Here is a 17651-nt window from a genome sequence, read left to right as displayed (position 1 = left end):
CTATCAGTATCTATCAAAATGTAACAAACTGATAGATACTGATAATACGGATCGAAGTGATAGATAAAGTTTAATCATGAAACCTCCCCGCACGCCGGAATACTCTCCGGCAGATATCGAAAAAGCCTGGGAGTATGCGGATACTAAAGAAGTAATCAACGCGGTTTTCAAATACAACCAACAATATCTGCACTGGGAAGAGTTGAAATGGCGCAAACTCCCGGTAGATCCCCTCTCTGTCTGGATACTGATGAAGACCTTCAGAGAGAGGAGTATGAAATACGTAACGTTCAATGATCTTCAGCTCAAATACAGTCTTCTGGATGATTTTCTCGAAAAACTTCATTTCCTTGACAAGTCGGCAGCGGGAAGCATCTCATCCGGCCTCGATTCACTGCCTCAGGATCGGAACCAGGTCATCATCAACTCTTTGATGGAAGAGGCGATTGCATCGAGTCAGATCGAGGGAGCCGCAGTCACGAGGACGATTGCAAAAAAGATGCTTCGTGAAAAGAGGAAACCCGCCACGAAAGACGAGAGGATGATCCTGAATAACTACATCACGATGAAGAGGATCACTCAGATAAAAGATGAAAATTTAACCCCGGAACTGATCTTAGAGATCCATAAGACCATCACCTGGGATACGCTTGAGGATCCGGGCGACGAAGGGAGATTCAGGGATAACAACGAGATCAGGGTCTTTGATATGCGGGGCAATGTCTTGCACACGCCCCCCGATTTCGCGTTGATCGAAGGACTCATTAAGAAACTCTGTGACTTTGCAAATAATGACGGCGGGCAGTTCATCCATCCTGTGATCAAAGGCATTATCCTGCATTTCTTGATCGGATATATACATCCGTTCAATGACGGAAACGGCCGGACTGCACGAAGTGTCTTTTACTGGTATATGCTCCGGAGGGATTACTGGCTTTTTAAATATATGGCGGTATCGAGAGCGATAAAAGACACGCAGGGGCAATATAACCTCGCCTACCAGTATACCGAGAGTGATGAGAACGATCTCACATATTTCATCCGCTACAACCTCGTAGCAGTAAAAACCGCGGTCGACAATATCCAGAAGTACATCGAGAAGAAGCAGAGCGAGAGCAAGCAGGCATTAATTATTCTTCGGCAGAGCGAAGGGCTCAGCCTTCGTCAGGCAGAGATCATCAAATCGCTCATAAAAAAACCGGATAAGCCGATCACGATCAAGGAGATCGTCGAGACATATCGTGTGGCGTATGGGACGGCGAGAAGCGATCTCTTCCATCTCGAAGAACTGGGGTATCTCGCGAAGCAGAAATCGGGCAGGGAGTACATCTTCATATTCAGGGGGTTGAAAGAGTGACCCCCTACACCTTCACCGAATCGGAAGTCGAAGAGGCCGCCCTTGCGTGGCTCGCCGGTTTCGGCTACCTGTTCCTCTCTGGGTCCAGTATTTCACTAAACTATTTGAGTCAGCCCTCAGAAGACCAAGCGACCCGAGGCGTGTTGGCGCTGCCGGGCGGTCCCAGGGGGATGAGTCCGCGTGTTGCAGCAATAGGTGCCTCATCAGATCTCGCCGCAGTGAAAAATCGTTGAACTACTCAGTTTCGGATATCGGCGGTTCCAGCCTGCTGATATCTTTCAGATACCTATGGTAATCAAAGTACATGGGAGTTGTATCTTGGACCTTCGCTCGCGCTCTCTTAAAGCCGAATTGCTCGTAAAAAGGTTCCCTCCCCGATTTCGCGTCCACGGTAATGATTCTGCAGCCAGTGTATTTTGATAGTTTTACCACGACACTGGTCGCTTTGGTGACCATATGCATGCCGATTCCTCTGCCTGTATAATCATCGTGTGTTGCAAGTCTTGCTATTTTTATCGCAGGGTACCTTCTGGCTTCAAATCTCCTGTCACCGTCTTCGCCCGTTATCGCATCTGCAAATATGCTGTCGTTTACCAACGTGAAATATCCAACCAGAGTACCGTGATAATAGGAAAGTCTTGTCGATGCCAATCTTTCCTGCTGGTAATACAGCGCATCGTCGCGGAGAAACTCATTCAAGTCATTATCCGAACATCGAAAAGAATGGAGATCCGATCCCTCCGAAAGGAAATCGAAGTACAGTTCGTTTAGAGGGATCTTCATACAATATATACTGCTAAAGTTGCTCTTTCTCGGCCAACCGAACCGCTACCCGCATCATTTCACGCCCACGTTGCGGCAGCTCTTCGTGGCCTTCCATATACCGGTGAAAACGCAATGCATCCTCCCCGGTCAATTCCAGTCCAAGTTCCAACGGTTTTGCCATGATTCCAACGCCTCCTCACGGGACAACTATGATATGGACAGTGGGTCGTTAGCTTGAAAAATATCATATTTTACCCACTGTTGACATGCCTACTGTTAGTTTTCGGGCATATATATGTTTTGAGTTGTCATAAAACTCGCGCCGATTATCGGCGCCGCTGGTGTTACAGGCATGGGTGCTAATTCTATAATTTATAGGTACTATCCATTCTTCCTTCAACATTCGATACAAATTGAGGGAAACCATCCATCTGTTGCAGAATCTCTTTCTGGAGGAGGAATTCAAGGTTGATTCTGTCATCTTTCAGGCCCGTTCCGGTAATGTACAGCGAATTCCCATTTTTAGCGACATGCAACGTATCCGGAGTGCAGTAAACCTTCACAACAGGTTCTGAAGGCACTTCAATCATTAGATTCTGTATGGGTACGTGTTCATCTAAGAGCATGAAGTTAAAATGTGCATTACTATCATCATATTCGAGTGGCGGATGGATAATAAACCTATATTGAACAGAATATGTTCCTTGATTGAAATTTTCCATCTTATACATCCCCACCTCGTTTTTCAATGCTAGACTACTTATTGCGTTGTGAACAGTTGATGGGATGGCTACAGTCGTTCGAACATCGCCCTTAAAATTTTTGGCGTATCCTATCGTGTCCTCTGGGCCGGAAACACTAACATGTTCGATGTATGGCTGGTTCAGGGATTCAAAAGAAAGTGGAACTCCCAGTACCGGAAAAGCATTCTGTAGACTCCTGGTTCCTTCACATTATAGGTATACGTTTCGATGAATGTGCCGTTCCAGAAGAGCTTCGCGTTGTACGTTTCAACGATTAGATTATCTTTACTCAGATCTTCACTAACAGAAATTTCATGATCACTACTCGTAACCGCGGTCGTCGAAGTAGGGTTCTCTAGACTGTGTGGAACCTCTACAGTATTCTGCGTACATCCACATGTTAATAGTACGATAAGAAGTGCCAGCAATATATATTGAGGGGCTACTCTCATAAATGACCAAAGTCCAAGCGAAGATATTAACTTTTCGAAAAATTACGGACCCATAGCAGCTTTTTCGGTAACATTTGCCCGGTGTTTTCTACTACTGTTTTAATAATTGGCATTAATACGATTCGTACTGTAAAATACGGCTTATCTCTTCTCGGTATTTTTCCTTGCTGCAATACATACTGTAATGCGGTATTTTCAAAATTCTGTAATCATCCGTGAGGTTTCTCACGAGGACCTCATGGACCACATTGCCAAAGGCGATAATAGTAGGGTCACGGGCACCTAAATGTTCTATTTCCTTCCGAAATAGTTCTACATTCTCTATCTCAAACTGTTTGTGTGTTCTCAAGTAACTCCTGACTTTTCCAGATACTTTCTGATCAAAATCTTTGATGATATCTGTCATGTATGCGCCCCAGAAGGGAGAATTCCTCAATGCATACCGGATCTTAAAATCCATCGCTTCAGGCCTTGGATCATGAAAATTTGCCAGTGGGTTTTGCATAGGCCCACGCGATATATTCAACCCGACCAGAATGATATCCGGGTTCACTTGCTCTAAGAGAGCGGGGTTGTGCTTTATATCAAAAACCCTCAGATCGCCCATATTAGATTTTGGCCTTTCCCCCGCATCAGCCCATATTGCCCAGCTAGAGCACCACCCATACTTCTCTTTGATGGATTCGAATTTTTCGTAACTAACCATACATGAGGACATGCCTGCTTCTGGTTGTTAATATTTGCCCTAATCCTTAGTGTCGCTCTGTGGAATTTAGCTCATAAAAAGTAATCGCCGCGCTGGGCTTGTTTGAGGGTGTCAAGAAAAAGCGGTTAAAAATTAAATAAGGTCCAAATCAGCCACCACAACGCAGCAATTTCTTTCACCATCCTTCACCAGTGCCCGGATCGCCTCCTGGAACATGAGCGGGATGCACTCGAGCGAAGGGCTGAGTTACGGGCTATCCCTGCGGATTGCCTTCCGGAAAAAGGTGGGTGGAGGTGGCACACGGGTAAGAAAGGTGTAGTTGACGTAATGCTACATGAAGAGTAGTGAGGCAGACAACAAATATGGCGACAATACCTGTCCCCACGGGTGCTCTGCAAAAAATTGCTAATGCGAGGAGAGGGATTCGAACCCGCGAACTCCTTCGAGAGTCGATCTTGAGTCGACCGCCTTTGACCGCTTGGCTACCCTCGCGCCTGTACTAATAGCACCTCCAAAGTAATGAGCTTGATGGCGGCCTGCCGCCGCTCACCCCTCATCCGGCACCTGCCGCCGGACGAACGCCCCGACCCGCTCGATCGCCGCCGCACCCTCAGGGAGGACTCCCGCAAACATCTGCCAGCAGTGAAACATCCCCTCCGCGTAGTCGAACGTCACGGGAACCCCCTGCAGTTCCGCGGTGCTCGCAAACGCGCGAATCCCGTCGATCAGCACCCCGCCGCCCCCTGCCTGGACCAGCAGCGGCGGCAACCCCTCAAGATCCGCGTAGAGCGGCGACGCCAGCGGGTCGACGGGGTCGTGGGCGGCCAGGTAGTCGTCCCGCATCTCGGCAAGGTACTCAGGGCTGAGCCAGTCCGTCTCCCGGTTGAAGATCACCGACTCCCCGAGGAAGAGCATATCGACCGCCGGAGAGAGCAGGACGCCTGCCGCCGGCATCGGAAGCCCTTCGTCCCGGGCGGCAAGAAGCATCGCAAGGACGAGCGTCCCCCCGGCCGATATCCCGACCGGCACCACTCGTCGAGGGGTGTAGCCCTCCCCGAGCAGGTGCCGGTAGACGGCAAGGCAGTCCTCCACCGCCGCCGGGAAAGGGTGCTCCGGCGCGAGCCGGTAGTCGACCGATATGACCTCGGCACGGCACGCATCCGCAAGCCGGGCGCAGATATCGAAGTATTCGGCCGTCGAGCCGCTCCTAAACCCCCCGCCGTGGAAGAAAAGGACCGTCCGATCGGCTCGTGTTGCAGGCGTCGTCAGCCGGTATGCGGGGATGCCCGGCAGCGGCTCCACCTCCGGCCGCCGGCGGTCGGCCGGGATAGGGACCCCGGCTTTCAGGGCAGCAAGAACCTCATCGACCTTCATCCTGTCTTCCTCACATGAAGTCCGCAAGCCCCAGTTGCCGTTCCGGGGGCTGGCCGAAGGTGGACTCGATCTGCATGAAGAGCACCTCCACCCGCTGCTTCGTATACTCCGATACCGCGTAGGTCGCGCAGATGTTGCGCGACATCTCCAGGTACTTCTTCACCGAGCCCTCGTGGACCGTCGGGATGACGTTCCCGCCGCAGCGGGTGCACTTCCCCGCAAGCGGCATCCGCCGGTACTTCGCGTTGCACTTCATGCACCGCACCTTCTGCTTCGAGAACGCGTTGAGATTGCCCTGGAGATCCCGGATGAAGTGGGTGTTCAAGACCCGCTCCGCAACGTCGTCGGCATCCACTGCCCGGATCCTCTCTGCGAGGTCGAGTTCCGCCTCGAGTTTATCGAGCATCGACCCGAGTTTTGTGTAGGTGGACTCGAGCGGCCCCGCCGAGATGTCCGAGGTCGGGTGGGTGAAGAGGAACCCCTCGACCTGAGCCGGGGTCCCGAGCCGCCGCTCCACCCGGTCGACGTATTTGTCGAGGTCCTTCGGGTGAGCGTAGGCGAGGCAGCCGTTGTAGACCTCGATCGGATAGTGGTCGCAGACATCGACGTTCAGGCTCTCCTTGTCGACCTCCGCCGGGTCAATCCGGGTGGTCAGGACGAGCGGTGCGTCCATCGTCCCCCCCCGCGTATCGGGGAGGTAGGCCCGGGAGAAGTTGATCAGCCCGTCGAGGAGGAGCATCACGCAGTCCTCGTCCCCGTCGCACTGCCCGCAGAAGATGCCGTTCGCGACAAGGGTGTGGTTATCCGCAACCGTCAGGCAGTAGACCCGGTCTTCGAGCGCCTGGACGGTCTCGCGGCTCGCGATCTCGTCGCTGATGACGAACCCTCCCTCCTCCACCGGGACCCGGTCACCGATCTTCACCTCGAGCGCCGGGATCTTGCGCAGGTAATCGGTATCCCAGACCAGCATCGCGTGGTCGGGGGTGACCGTGAGGACCTTCCCCCGCCTCGTCGAGAAGAGGATGAGGTGCTTAGGAGCCCGGTGGACCGAGACGGAGGTGACCTTCTTGATGCTGACCGACCCTCGCGGATCGATGCTTCTCACGTAGAACGGCTGCCGGGGGTCGGAGTAGAACGTCCCCACGTGGTCCAGCCCCGGTTTTGAGAGATCGAAACTCTCCACCACGAACTGCCGGATCGGCATCGTCGCCCACTCCCGGCCGTTATAGACGGTTATCTCTGTCTCGCCTGCAAAACAGTTCCGCCGTTTCGCCGCGTGGAAGAACGGGTGGCCGTACCCGACCGGGGCCTTCGAGAACCCGATCAACCGGACGAGGACCCCGGCACTGGTGTGCGGGGCGAGCCCCATCAGGAGCTGGCCCACGAGGTCGAGCGGTTTTTCCGCCCTGTAGAACGGTTCGAGCCCGTAGAACCTCACCAGAAGGTCGTCGACGAACTTCGCCACCCGGACCAGCCACTCGCCGCAGTCCTCCGATACCAAGATATCCTGGTGGCGGAGTTCCAGCACCTGGTCGGCGCTGGCGAGCTCCCGGCCGTAGATGTCGTGGGTGTAGCCGAGCTCCCGGAGCCTCTCGATCGGGACCCCGACCTCGTCCGGCCGGAAGTGGGTCAGAGGAAGGTCGATCATGTCGTAGCGGACAGTCCCGTCCTTGAAGACATAAAGATTCTGCAACGCCCGGAGGATGCCCTTCTCGATCGGCTCCACCGGCCGTTCGCGGGATATCAGCCCTTTCACGCCTTTCAAGAGCGATATCGACGATTCACGCACCCCAACCCGCTCGAGAGCCGCAGCATACTCGGTCTTGAGGTTGATCGAGACCTTCTGGAGGCAGACCGTCGGCACGTTGCATCGGGGGCAGAGGGCCTGCCCGACGTCCTTCCCGCACTTCGGGCAGCGGAAGACCGGAACCGTGTGCGCACCGCACTCGCAGAGGTTCCTGTAGGTGAAGGTGCCGCAGGCGGGGCAGCGCCGTTCGCCGACCTCCACCTCGACCACCCCGCCGTCCGTGTTGGACCGGGGCCGGGATGCGCAGGCCGCCTGGAACGACCGGCGCGAACCGCCGTCGTCCCCGATGGGGAAGAGCGAGTGGGGCGGCGGTTTCATCTCCCGCGGCTTCGACTTCCCCGGCCGTCCCATCCGGCCGCCGATCCGGGTGCCCGCCCTTGAGCGGACCAGAAAGCCCGAGAGGTGCATCACGAGGTCGAGCGAGTTCTCCATCGGGGCATCCCGCCACGCCGGCCTTCTCTCGAGGTGCAGTGTCAGGCCGAGGCAGGCGAGCAGCACCAGGTGCTCGTGGATGGCGATCCGGTCGCCCGAAAGAACGTGCGGCACCAGGAGTTCCTCGAGGATCGCCTTCACTTCCGGGGTATTCGGGAGCATCAGCACCCCGTCCTCGACCCTGCCGTCGGCGCTGACCCGGTCCGCGAGGAGGGCGATATCGGCCGGAGCGACGTCGTCCCACATGCAGGTGTAGTCGGGGTGGAGGGGAGCCCCGTCGAGCGCGAACTCGATCGCCTCGAGCTCATTCTCCGGGTGGCGGGGACCACCCTCGAGCATCCACCACTCCTCGCAGTAACTCGGGGGCATCAGCGGATGGTTGTTCTCCATGAACTCCCCGAAGCTGATCAGGATCTCCCCGACGTCCAGGATCTCATCCACCTGGCCGGCGAGTCGCCGGGCCTCCGCCGTGTCGTCGACCCGGAGCACCTCCCCACTCCGGAGTTTGACCGTCGGCCCCTGGATCGAGTCCACCGGCACGATTCCCGCCGCCTTCCCCGGCCGCTCGACCTTCATCTGGGTCCCGACCGCCAGGAAATCCCCGAGGATGTGCATCGTCGCCGGGTTCAGGCCGGCGGCCGCAAACCCGGTGTTCCTTGCCCGGCCGAGGCGGAGCCGGAACCCGCCCTTCCGCATCGGGTAGGAGAAGACCGGTCGGCCGCCGATCAGGTCGCGGATGTATTTGTCCTTCGGCTTGATCGCGGCGGATGGATCGTCGTCGCTCTTCGGGCCGCCGCTGATCATCTCCTCGATCCAGTCCCAGCCCTCCATCTTCATCTTACGGACGTTCTTTAAGATCTTCGGGGCCTTCAAAGCCAGCCCTTCCGCGACGACGAGCGCCATCCCGCCCCGGACGGTGTTCGTCTCCACCCGCTCCAGGTTCCGGTAGCCGCTCACCTCCTGCTGCTCGGTCGGCTCGCCGTCGATGCAGACCGGGCAGTTCTCGATGATCATCCGGAGCTCCTTCTCGCTCGGGAGGTACTGCAGGCTCATGATACCGTTGTACTGCCGGATCTCCTCGATGTAGCGTTCCACCTCTTCGGGGCGGGGGATGTAGCGGCCGATCCCGAGCGCCTGCCGCACGTAGTCGCCCACCAGCACCGAGAGTGCCTGCGCCGTCCCTCCGGCGCTCCGGATTGGCCCCGCGTAGTAGATCTTCAAGTACTCGGTCCCGTCGTCGTTCTTCCCCAGGTTGACTTTGCCGATCCCCTCCGTCGGGGCGGCCACCACCCCCTCGGTCAGGAGCGCCATCGCCCCCCGGATGGCGTGATCGAGGATCTCCTCTGTCGTGGTCTCGCCGAACTTCCGTGCCACGAAATCGTCGCCTATCTTGAGCGCCGCCTCTTCTCGGGACATCGTTTCTTCGAGTTCCCGGATCCGTGCCGCTATCCCCGGGTAGCCGAGGAGCGCCTCCACGCGGTCGGCGAGGTCGCTTGCTATCGGGATCTCGAGTTCAGTCCTCGGATCGAGTCCGCGGGTCCGTGCGGCAGCGGCGATCTCCATCGCGGAGTCAAGCCCGGCCTCGAGGTCTTCGAAGTACCGGGCAGTAGCGGGTGAGACCTCCATGCATGATGTATGGTCCCTTCACGCATTTAGAGGGCTCGCTCCGGGCCGACAGACCCTCTCTCCGGCGGATCCATTCGAGGCCGGATGGCTAGAGGATCCCGGCGATCTTGATTATTCGCTCCCGGATCCCCTCCGGCGGGAGCATCTCGTCCACCTTCCCGGTCTCGAACGCCGCACGGGGCATGGCGTGGATGGCGCAGGTCCGGAGGGTCTGTGCAAGGGTGGTGCCTCCGATAGCCTTGACATGGCGGATCCCCTCGACGCCGTCGCTCCCCATCCCCGAGAGGATCACCCCGACGAGCCGGTCGTTGCCGATCTGCTGAAGCGATCGCATGGCGACGTCGATCGAGGGCCGGACGAACCGGACCTTCTCGTCGTTGAAGAGGTGGATGGTCCGGTTCTCCAGGAGTTCCAGGTGAAGGTCGCCCGGGGCCACGTAAATGGTGCCGTGCTCCACCGTCTCGCCGTCCTCACCAACCTTGACGTTCATCCGGGAGATCTCGGCAAGATGCCTGCACAGCGCACTGTTGATGTGGTGCGGCATATGCTGGACGATGATGATGGTGGCGTCGATGAGGGGAAACCGTGAGAAGATCGTCTCCAGCGTTCGCGGGCCGCCGGTCGACGAACCGATGACCACGATCGTCCGTCTTTGGCTGGCGGTTTCGGGGTTCTCCATCTGTTCCCACCTCTCACGCGAGATAGTTGAGGTAGCCCTTCACGATGGTCACGATCTCGTCCGCTTCGAAGGGTTTCGTGATGTAATCGATGACGTGCTCCGTGAGCGGCTCCAGCTCCGAGTCGGGGACATCCTTTGCGGTGAGCATCGCAATGATATTCCCGTCGGCCAGGCCCCGGGCGATCATCTCCTCGATCGTCTCCCATCCGTCCTTTCCGGGCATCATGACATCCATCAGGATGACGCCTTTGAACCCCTTCTCCAGTTCTGCGATGCACGCGTCCCCGCTCTCCGCAGTGACGACATCGATCCCCTCCGGTTTAAAGAGTTCCTCCATCACCTCGTGGATGAAGACGTCGTCATCGACGACCATAATCTGCCGGCACGACACTTCCGCCACCTGTCTGGCACACGTGGTGCCTCTGGTAGTTCTCTCTCACCCGGGAGGGTTATAAGTCTATGGATTACGTTCACGGGGTTTCTATCGCTTCAAGAGAGAATAGGATGGTGGATCCCTCTCCTTCTCCGGCACTCTCAGCCCATATGCGGCCTTTGTGCCGCTCGATGATCCGCTTGCAGATGGCGAGGCCGAGGCCCGGGGATTCGAGGTCGTGCCGGGAAGGGTCGGCCTTGTAGAACTCGATGAACGCGCGCTCGAGCTGCTCACGGGTCATACCGATGCCGGTATCCCTGACCGCGACGATCACGACCCCTCCCTCCCGGGCGGCGTCGATACTGATGGTCCCGGTCCCGTTCTGCATGTACTTGACGGCGTTGGCGATCAGATTGTCGAAGATCTCGCCGAGGAGGACCCTGTCGGCCCGGACCGTGACCCCCGCCGGGACATTGTTCTCGAGGGTTATGGCTCTCGCTCTGAACGGGATCTCGTAGTTTCGCAGGACCTTGTTCAACTCGGCACGCAGGTTCAGCGGTTCGAGGTCGAGTTCGATGTACAGGGAGTTCATGCGGGCCAGTTTCAGGGTCTTCTCGACCAGGTCCTTCATGTAGGTGACGTTGTGGGCGGTGATCTCAAGGAGGCGCCTGAGCTCCGGGTCCTGTTCCCGTTGCAGGATCCGGGGCATGAGGGCGACCAGGGGGGTCAGGGGCGTCTTGAGGTCGTGACCGAGCTGCGATATGAACTCGTCCTTCTGGGTGAGGAGTTTCTCCACATCGGCGGTCCGTTCCCTGACCATCGCGTCGAGATCCTTGTTGACGACAGAGAGCTGGCTCCGCAGCACCTCGAGCTCCTGGTTCTTTGCCTGGAGATTTCCAGCAAATCCCTTGAGCGCCTCCTCCGCCTGCACCCGCTGGGTGATCGCAAACCCGAGCTGCAGCATCAAGCACGACCCGTCCGTATCGATGAACGGGTAGGCGTGGACCTCGTAGGTCTCTCCATTTGTGTGGTCCCACTCCCACCGTTGCGGGCTCCTGAGGGTAAAGACCAGCGCCCCGTGGCAGGGGGTGCATGGCCTGCGGGAACCCTGCTGCACCTCGTAGCAGGTCCGGCCCCCGGGGTCGCCGAAGGTCTCCCGGAACGCCCGGTTCGTGAACCGGAAGGTGTGGTCCTCCCTTTGCAGGGTGACGTAGGCAGGGAGGGTATCCAGGATCGAGATGAGTCGGCGGTGTTCGGCGTTCAGGGCCTCTTCCGCCTCTCTGTACCGGGTGATCTCAGAGACCTGGCAGGATATGACGCCGTCGTTACGGCAGAGCCCCGAGAGGGCGAACCAGTGGGAGGCGCCGTCCCGGCCGACAAACCGCGTCTCGACGGCTGTGGACCGCCCTCCCGGTATCGTCGTCGCAAAGAACCGTTCGCGGTCGTCAGCGTAAGGCCAGATCCTCGATACCGGCATGCCCTGAAGGTCCTCCCTCGCGTAGCCCAGGACCCCGGTGAAGGTCCGGTTTGCGTCCTTTATCATCCGGTCCTCGCGCCCCAGAAGGAGTGCGCCGCCGGGTACCGCTTCCAGGCCTTCCCGGCGGCAGGCTCTCTCCCGGGTCGAGTAGCCGATGGTTGCGGCGAGTGCCGCGAGCGCGATCATGGCAACGAAGGGAGGGAGTGCCACGAAGAGGGGCGCGGTCGGGTCGGGGTATGCGCGGAGCGATATGACGCCGAGCGCGGCGAGCCCGAGCACGGTGGCGGCGGCGATTCCCTTCTCGCGGTAGCGATAGCCGGCGAGTACGGCGAAGATGAAGAGGGGGGACCAGAAGAAGAAGCTGGTGCCCGGGGACTCTGTGAGGAGGGCGGCAATGGCTGCTGTAAGCGCAATGCCGGCAATCAGAGCCGCCCGGTTTCTTCCCGGACCCCCATCCCGCACGAACCGGGAGAGGGTCGTCGCCGTATCTTCTGCCATCAGACCGTATTGATCTGATGGCTACGGGATCATTTATTGTTCGCGGATTGTCCGCCGCACCGTTCGCCCTCAAGCGCCTCGGTGAGCGGGACGCCGCCCGTCTCCCCCATCTTCCAGAGGAGGAGGACGGCGCGCTCCTGCGTCTTCGGGTCCGGGCTCTTCATCAGGCGGAGGAGCGGCTCGACCGCCGGCTCGCCGATCCTGCAGAGGGCCATCGCGGCATACGGCTGGAGGTCCGGATCGGCGCTCTCGATGACGCCGACGAGGGGTTCAACGGCGGCGGCGCCGATCCCCGCGAGAGCAGCCGCGCCGTATCGCCGGAAGTCCCGGTCCTCTCCGGCACGCATTGCCGTGAGGAGGGGGTCGACTGCCCCTTCGCCGATCTGCATCAGCGCGCGGGCGGCATACCATCGGAGGTCGTTGTCGCCGGTGAGCATTGCGGCGATCAGCGGCTCGATCGCCGCCTCCCCCTTCGCCCCGAGTTCAGCGGCCGCCGCACGGCGCACCTCAAGAGGGCCCCGCCGGAGGTCGGCGATCAGGTCATCGATCCGGGTCTCGTCAGTCATGGACTTCAGGTTAACCTTCGCTGATGTTATGCCTTCCTGATGCTGCCAAGCGCCGCCCGGGCAGTATCGCGCACCTCTGCCTGCCCGTCGTCGAGCGACTCGATCAGGGCGTCGACCGAACCGGGGTCGCCGATCTCCCCGAGGGCGCTCACCGCTCCGGCACGGAGACGCCAGTCGCCATCATCGAGCGCCGCGATGAGCGAGTCGACGGCCGGTCGCCCGATCCGACCGAAGGCGGCGATTACCCCGGAACGGAGTTCCTCGTCGTCTGTCCGGAGCGCCGAAAGAAGGAAGGGGACGGCGGGTTCGCCGATATCCCCGAGCGCTCCTGCGGCCCGCTGCCGTACCCCCTCTTCAGGGTCTCGGAGGGCACCGATGAGGGCCGTAACGGCGCTCTCTCCTCTGATGCTCCCGAGCGCCAGCGCCGCTCCCCCCCGGACCCGTTCTTCCCCGTCGTGAAGGGCGGCGATGAGCACCTCTTGCGCGGCCTCGCCGATGGCCCCGAGCGCAAGGGCGGCCCTGCTCCGAACGTAGGCGTCCTCATCGTTGAGCGCCTCCACCAGCGCCGGAATGGCCTCCGGGTCGCCGATGTCGCCGAGAGCGACCGCGGCCATCCACCTGGCGTCGACGTCCTCGCTCTGGAGGCTCTCGATGAGGGGCTCGACGGCCGGTGAGCCCAGTTTGCCGAGCGCCTCCGTTGCCTTCCACCGGACACCGCTCTCCGGGTCATGGAGGAGGGCGGCGAGCGGCCCGACTGCGGCCGGGACACGGGCATCGCCGAGGCACCCGGCCGCCTGGTAACGTTTCTCCGGGTCGCGGCTTTCAAGCCGGGCGATCAACCGTCGCGTATCGCGGTCGCACGTGGGGGCTCCGGGACCGGGCTCGCCGATACGAAGGTGCAGGCCGCCCCGCCGCCTCTCCGAGACCTCGAAGAGGTATCCGAGGAGGTATCCGACGGCGACGAGCATCCCTGCGTTCACGATCGCCCCCGGACCGGGAGGTCCCGAGAGTAGGTATTCGACGGCGAGATGAAGCACGGCGAGCAGGATCCCCATGTATACTGCGCGCCTCTTGTACCAGAACGTGGCGAGGACGAGCACCAGATAGAAGAACGGGAGATACGGGACTTCGGTGCCGAAGAAGAGGCCCAGGAGAAGAGCGAGTGCCGTGACGAGGGCGATGATCGCAGGCCTGCCCCATACCGGCGAGCCTCCTGACGGACCTGCGGCGTTCATCCTAGAATGGAGATGCGGCCCACGCCCATAAAGAGTTTGTGTGGCGGTCTTCCCGCCTCAATGCTGCTCTGCAGCCACGGCTTTCGCCTTCCCGCCGCCGGCGTCCTTGAGTTTTGCAAGCGACGCCTCGATGAACGCAGGGATATCGTCAGGTTGCCTGCTCGAGACCAGGTTGCCGTCGACCACCACCTCGCGGTCGATATACTCCGCACCGGCGTTCTTGATGTCCTGGGCGACGGACTTCCAACCGGTGATCTTCCGGCCGCGGAGCACCTGTGCATTGATCAGGAGCTGGGGCGCGTGGCATATCGAGAGGACCGGTTTACCGCTCGTAACGAACTTCCGCACGAACTCCACGGGCGCGTCGTGGGCACGGAGTTTGTCGGGCGAGTAGCCGCCCGGTATGAAGAGCGCGTCGAAGTCGTCCACCGAGACGTCCGATGCGGCCCGGTCGATGGTGACCTCTGCCAACTCTCTCTTCCCGTGCACGGTCTCTCCTGCGGTGAGACCGACGTGGACGAGGTCATGACCCGCTTCCCGGAACGCCTTCGCGGGCTCCGTATACTCGACATCCTCAAACATATTCGTGATCAGGACTGCTATTCTGCTCATCACCATTCCTCCCCGGGCCCGGAGGCCCGACCCCCGGTCAGGGGGTTTTGAGTGATATAATGCTACCGGAGACACGGCAGGTCGGGTCCCATCTGCCCGTCCCGCCCACGGTTGCGGTCTTCGTCTTCTCGATGGAGTGCTCGCTATACTTTTTATAGCACGGCGCTGAACTGAATTTATATGGTCGTGCCGACCCGGAACCCGGAAGAGGTCCCGTTCACTGAAAGGGCCTCTCCGATAGACTGGTACACCCTCTCCGCAGAGGATATCGGGCAGAAACTCGGTACCGGCCCGTCCGGGCTCTCCATGGAAGAAGTCGAGGGGCGACTGCAGCGCTATGGGGAGAACGTCCTCCGTGAAGAGGCCCGGGAGACCCGCCTCCAGGTCTTCCTGCGGCAGTTCAAGAGCGTCCTGATCGCCATCCTGCTCATCGCGGTAGCAATCTCGTTCTTCGTCGGCGCATACATCGATGCCGTCGCTATCCTGATCATCGTCTTCTTGAACGCGCTCCTCGGGTTCTCGCAGGAGTGGCAGGCCGGCGAAGCGATCGAGGCGTTGAAGAAGATGCTCGTCCAGCACGCCGTGGTCATCCGCGACGGGAGACAGGAGGAGATCGACGCGTCGGGGATCGTGCCCGGGGATCTCGTCCTCCTTGATATGGGGGAGCGGGTGCCCGCCGACCTCGTCATCATCGAGGCGACCTCGCTCGAGGTGGACGAGGCGCCGCTGACGGGTGAGTCGTCGCCCGTGGACAAGGCGCCGGGGGTGCTCCCCTCCGGGACCCCCCTTGCCGAGCGGAGCAACATGGCGTTCTCGGGCACGACGGTCGTCAACGGACGCGGACAGGGTGTGGTCGTCGCCACCGGGATGGAGACGGAGTTCGGCAGGATAGCCGGCCTCTCCCAGCGAGTCGAGGACGAACCAACGCCCCTCGCCCGGCAGATGGACCGCCTCGGTCGCGACCTCGGGTTGATCGCGATCGCTATCGCGGTGATCGCGGTCGTCGTCGGTCTTCTGCAACAGCGGGAGTTCCTGGAGATGTTCCTCATCGGCGTCTCACTCGCGGTGGCGGTGATCCCGGAGGGGCTCCCGGCGGTCGTGACGCTCACGCTCGCCCTTGGCATCAAGAGCATGATGCGGAAGAACTGCCTGATCCGTCACCTTCCGGCATCGGAGACCCTCGGCGCGGTCTCGGTGGTCTGCACCGACAAGACGGGGACGCTCACCCGGAACGAGATGGCGGTCGTCCGGGTGAGGACGCCTGATGCCGAGGTCGCGGTGACCGGGACCGGCTACGCCCCGGAGGGAGAGTTCCTCGTTGAGGAAAAACCCATCGACCCCCTCGGGGAACCGGGGCTGCGGCAGTTCCTCCGCACCGTCCTCCTCTGCAACCACGCCACCCTCACTCTTGAGGAGGGGGGGTGGCGGATCCTCGGTACGCCGACCGAGGGGGCGCTCGTGGTCGCGGCGGCCAAAGCCGGCCTCTCCCGTGAGGATGCCCCGGAGGCAGCAGAAGAGTTCTCGTTCAACTCCACCCGGAAGCGGATGACGATCATCTACCCCGAAGAGAAAGGGGATGTCGCCCACGTGAAAGGGGCGCCGGAGGTTCTCCTCTCCCGTTCGTCCCGGGTGCTCCTTGAGGGATCGGTGGTGCCGCTCACGGAGGACCTTCGCGATTCCCTCCTCGCGGAGATCGAGGCGTATGCCTCCGGCGGGCTCCGGGTGCTCGGGGCGGCCTGCCGCCCGCTCCCCGCCGGTATCGAGTGGACCGAAGATGCGGTGGAGGAGGACCTTATCTTCCTTGGGTTTGCCGGGATCGTCGATCCCCCGCGCCCCGAGGCGGCGGAGGCGATACGACTCTCTCGGAGCGCCGGGATAGACGTGATCATGATCACGGGAGACAACCCGCTGACCGCCTACGCCATCGCCCGGGATCTCGGCCTGTCAAGTGAGGGGGCGCTGACCGGGGCCGATCTCGAGGCGATGACCGACGATGAGCTCGAAGCCCGCCTCCGGACGACGAAGGTCCTCTCCCGGGTCACGGCGGAGCACAAACTCCGGGTGATCGATGTCCTCTCCCGGGAGAAGGCGGTCATCGCCATGACCGGCGACGGCGTCAACGATGCTCCGGCGTTGAAGAAGGCGAGCATCGGGATCGCCATGGGCATCAAGGGGACGGATGTAGCGAAGGAGTCGAGCGACATGGTGCTCGTGGACGACAACTTCGCAAGCATCGTCGCCGGCGTCGAGGAGGGAAGGCGGGAGTACGACAACATCGCCCGGTTCACCCGCTACCTCCTCTCCTCCAACGTCGGGGAGCTCGTCGCGATCGTCGGCGGGCTTCTCCTCGGGCTGCCGCTGGTCCTCATCCCCATCCAGATCCTCTGGATCAACCTGGTCACCGACGGCCTCACCGCCATCGCGCTCGGTCTCGAGCCCGCCGAGCGGGACGTCATGCAGAGGCGGCCGCGGGACCCGGGCGAGTCCATCCTCACGCGGAACGCCTACCTCGTCATCCTCATCCTCGGGGTCTGGCTCGGTCTCCTGACCATCTATGTCTTCTCCGGCCTCTACGAGGTCGACATCGGCCGGGCACGGACGATGGCTTTTTCCGGCCTCGTCATCTTCGAGCTCTACAACGTGCTGAACTTCCGGTCGTTCCGGTTCCCCCTCCACGGGATCGGGTTCTTCACGAACCCCACCCTGATCCTCGCGATCCTCGGGACCCTCGCCCTCCAGGCCCTGGTGGTCTACGTCCCGATCCTGCAGATCTTCCTCGGGACGGCGCCGCTGGCCCTCGCCGACTGGGGCCTGCTCGCCCTGCTCGGCCTGCCGATACTGCTCGCGGGAGAGGCTTACAAGATTCTCAGGCTGCGGCTCGGGGAAGAGGCGCCCGCGTCGGCCTGAACGGCTCCTCCCTTCCACCGCACCCCTGCCGGTCCCTACCAT

Annotated in this window: 14 protein-coding genes and 1 tRNA gene; 2 read left to right on the top strand and 13 right to left on the bottom strand. The window is 60.5% G+C overall.

All coding sequences use genetic code 11. The features are described from left to right. Positions 1–76: 76 nt before the first annotated feature. Positions 77–1357, top strand: coding sequence for a Fic family protein (locus V6K60_RS02705; RefSeq protein ID WP_332448973.1), 1281 nt, complete (start codon positions 77–79; stop codon positions 1355–1357). Positions 1358–1591: 234 nt separating this feature from the next. On the opposite strand, the gene V6K60_RS02700 is transcribed toward V6K60_RS02705, so the two are convergent. From V6K60_RS02700 to V6K60_RS02640, 13 genes are all read right to left on the bottom strand, one after another. Then, the gene (locus tag V6K60_RS02700) at positions 1592–2140 is read right to left on the bottom strand and encodes a GNAT family N-acetyltransferase (protein ID WP_332448972.1); all 549 of its coding nucleotides are present in this window, start codon (positions 2138–2140) and stop codon (positions 1592–1594) included. A 13-nt stretch (positions 2141–2153) separates the two neighbouring features. Next, on the bottom strand, positions 2154–2303 hold the full coding sequence (locus V6K60_RS02695; RefSeq protein ID WP_332448971.1) for a hypothetical protein: 150 nt from the start codon (positions 2301–2303) through the stop codon (positions 2154–2156). A 184-nt stretch (positions 2304–2487) separates the two neighbouring features. Continuing rightward, positions 2488–2994: a DUF2207 domain-containing protein gene (locus V6K60_RS02690; protein WP_332448996.1), complete on the bottom strand. Its 507-nt coding sequence runs from the start codon at positions 2992–2994 to the stop codon at positions 2488–2490. A 435-nt stretch (positions 2995–3429) separates the two neighbouring features. Then, a complete protein-coding gene (locus tag V6K60_RS02685) occupies positions 3430–4023 on the bottom strand; it encodes a hypothetical protein (RefSeq protein ID WP_332448970.1) in 594 nt (197 codons plus the stop codon). A gap of 409 nt (positions 4024–4432) precedes the next feature. Further along, positions 4433–4515 (bottom strand) — tRNA-Leu (locus tag V6K60_RS02680). Between the two features lie 54 nt (positions 4516–4569). Further along, positions 4570–5397: an alpha/beta hydrolase gene (locus V6K60_RS02675; protein ID WP_332448969.1), complete on the bottom strand. Its 828-nt coding sequence runs from the start codon at positions 5395–5397 to the stop codon at positions 4570–4572. A gap of 10 nt (positions 5398–5407) precedes the next feature. Then, positions 5408–9262 carry a DNA-directed DNA polymerase II large subunit gene (locus V6K60_RS02670; protein WP_332448968.1) on the bottom strand — a complete coding sequence of 1285 codons (3855 nt, stop codon included), beginning with the start codon at positions 9260–9262 and terminating at the stop codon, positions 5408–5410. A gap of 88 nt (positions 9263–9350) precedes the next feature. Next, a complete protein-coding gene (locus V6K60_RS02665; protein WP_332448967.1) occupies positions 9351–9941 on the bottom strand; it encodes a CheB methylesterase domain-containing protein in 591 nt (196 codons plus the stop codon). A gap of 13 nt (positions 9942–9954) precedes the next feature. After that, entirely contained in the window at positions 9955–10341 is a 387-nt protein-coding gene (locus V6K60_RS02660) for a response regulator (RefSeq protein ID WP_332448966.1), read from the bottom strand. Positions 10342–10411: 70 nt separating this feature from the next. Next, on the bottom strand, positions 10412–12289 hold the full coding sequence (locus tag V6K60_RS02655) for a sensor histidine kinase (protein ID WP_332448965.1): 1878 nt from the start codon (positions 12287–12289) through the stop codon (positions 10412–10414). A 29-nt stretch (positions 12290–12318) separates the two neighbouring features. Further along, the gene (locus V6K60_RS02650; RefSeq protein WP_332448964.1) at positions 12319–12855 is read right to left on the bottom strand and encodes a HEAT repeat domain-containing protein; all 537 of its coding nucleotides are present in this window, start codon (positions 12853–12855) and stop codon (positions 12319–12321) included. A 26-nt stretch (positions 12856–12881) separates the two neighbouring features. Next, the gene (locus tag V6K60_RS02645) at positions 12882–14090 is read right to left on the bottom strand and encodes a HEAT repeat domain-containing protein (RefSeq protein ID WP_332448963.1); all 1209 of its coding nucleotides are present in this window, start codon (positions 14088–14090) and stop codon (positions 12882–12884) included. 57 nt (positions 14091–14147) lie between these two features. Further along, the gene (locus V6K60_RS02640; RefSeq protein WP_332448962.1) at positions 14148–14702 is read right to left on the bottom strand and encodes a type 1 glutamine amidotransferase domain-containing protein; all 555 of its coding nucleotides are present in this window, start codon (positions 14700–14702) and stop codon (positions 14148–14150) included. Between the two features lie 180 nt (positions 14703–14882). On the opposite strand from V6K60_RS02640, the gene V6K60_RS02635 reads away from it, so the two are divergent. After that, entirely contained in the window at positions 14883–17609 is a 2727-nt protein-coding gene (locus V6K60_RS02635; protein ID WP_332448961.1) for a cation-translocating P-type ATPase, read from the top strand. Positions 17610–17651: the final 42 nt, after the last annotated feature.

Source organism: Methanoculleus sp., assembly GCF_036677455.1.
In the GTDB taxonomy this organism is placed as follows: domain Archaea; phylum Halobacteriota; class Methanomicrobia; order Methanomicrobiales; family Methanoculleaceae; genus Methanoculleus.
The sequence above is the reverse complement of the archived record's forward strand: the minus strand, read 5'-3'. Positions and strand labels throughout refer to the sequence as shown.

Excerpts from the sequence above, each read along its gene's own strand:
- V6K60_RS02705 (WP_332448973.1), top strand. The coding sequence starts at position 77 with ATGAAACCTCCCCGCACGCCGGAATACTCTCCGGCAGATATCGAAAAA.
- V6K60_RS02700 (WP_332448972.1), bottom strand. The coding sequence starts at position 2,140 with ATGAAGATCCCTCTAAACGAACTGTACTTCGATTTCCTTTCGGAGGGA.
- V6K60_RS02695 (WP_332448971.1), bottom strand. The coding sequence starts at position 2,303 with ATGGCAAAACCGTTGGAACTTGGACTGGAATTGACCGGGGAGGATGCA.
- V6K60_RS02685 (WP_332448970.1), bottom strand. The coding sequence starts at position 4,023 with ATGGTTAGTTACGAAAAATTCGAATCCATCAAAGAGAAGTATGGGTGG.
- V6K60_RS02675 (WP_332448969.1), bottom strand. The coding sequence starts at position 5,397 with ATGAAGGTCGATGAGGTTCTTGCTGCCCTGAAAGCCGGGGTCCCTATC.
- V6K60_RS02670 (WP_332448968.1), bottom strand. The coding sequence starts at position 9,262 with ATGGAGGTCTCACCCGCTACTGCCCGGTACTTCGAAGACCTCGAGGCC.
- V6K60_RS02665 (WP_332448967.1), bottom strand. The coding sequence starts at position 9,941 with ATGGAGAACCCCGAAACCGCCAGCCAAAGACGGACGATCGTGGTCATC.
- V6K60_RS02655 (WP_332448965.1), bottom strand. The coding sequence starts at position 12,289 with ATGGCAGAAGATACGGCGACGACCCTCTCCCGGTTCGTGCGGGATGGG.
- V6K60_RS02650 (WP_332448964.1), bottom strand. The coding sequence starts at position 12,855 with ATGACTGACGAGACCCGGATCGATGACCTGATCGCCGACCTCCGGCGG.
- V6K60_RS02645 (WP_332448963.1), bottom strand. The coding sequence starts at position 14,090 with ATGAACGCCGCAGGTCCGTCAGGAGGCTCGCCGGTATGGGGCAGGCCT.
- V6K60_RS02640 (WP_332448962.1), bottom strand. The coding sequence starts at position 14,702 with ATGAGCAGAATAGCAGTCCTGATCACGAATATGTTTGAGGATGTCGAG.
- V6K60_RS02635 (WP_332448961.1), top strand. The coding sequence starts at position 14,883 with ATGGTCGTGCCGACCCGGAACCCGGAAGAGGTCCCGTTCACTGAAAGG.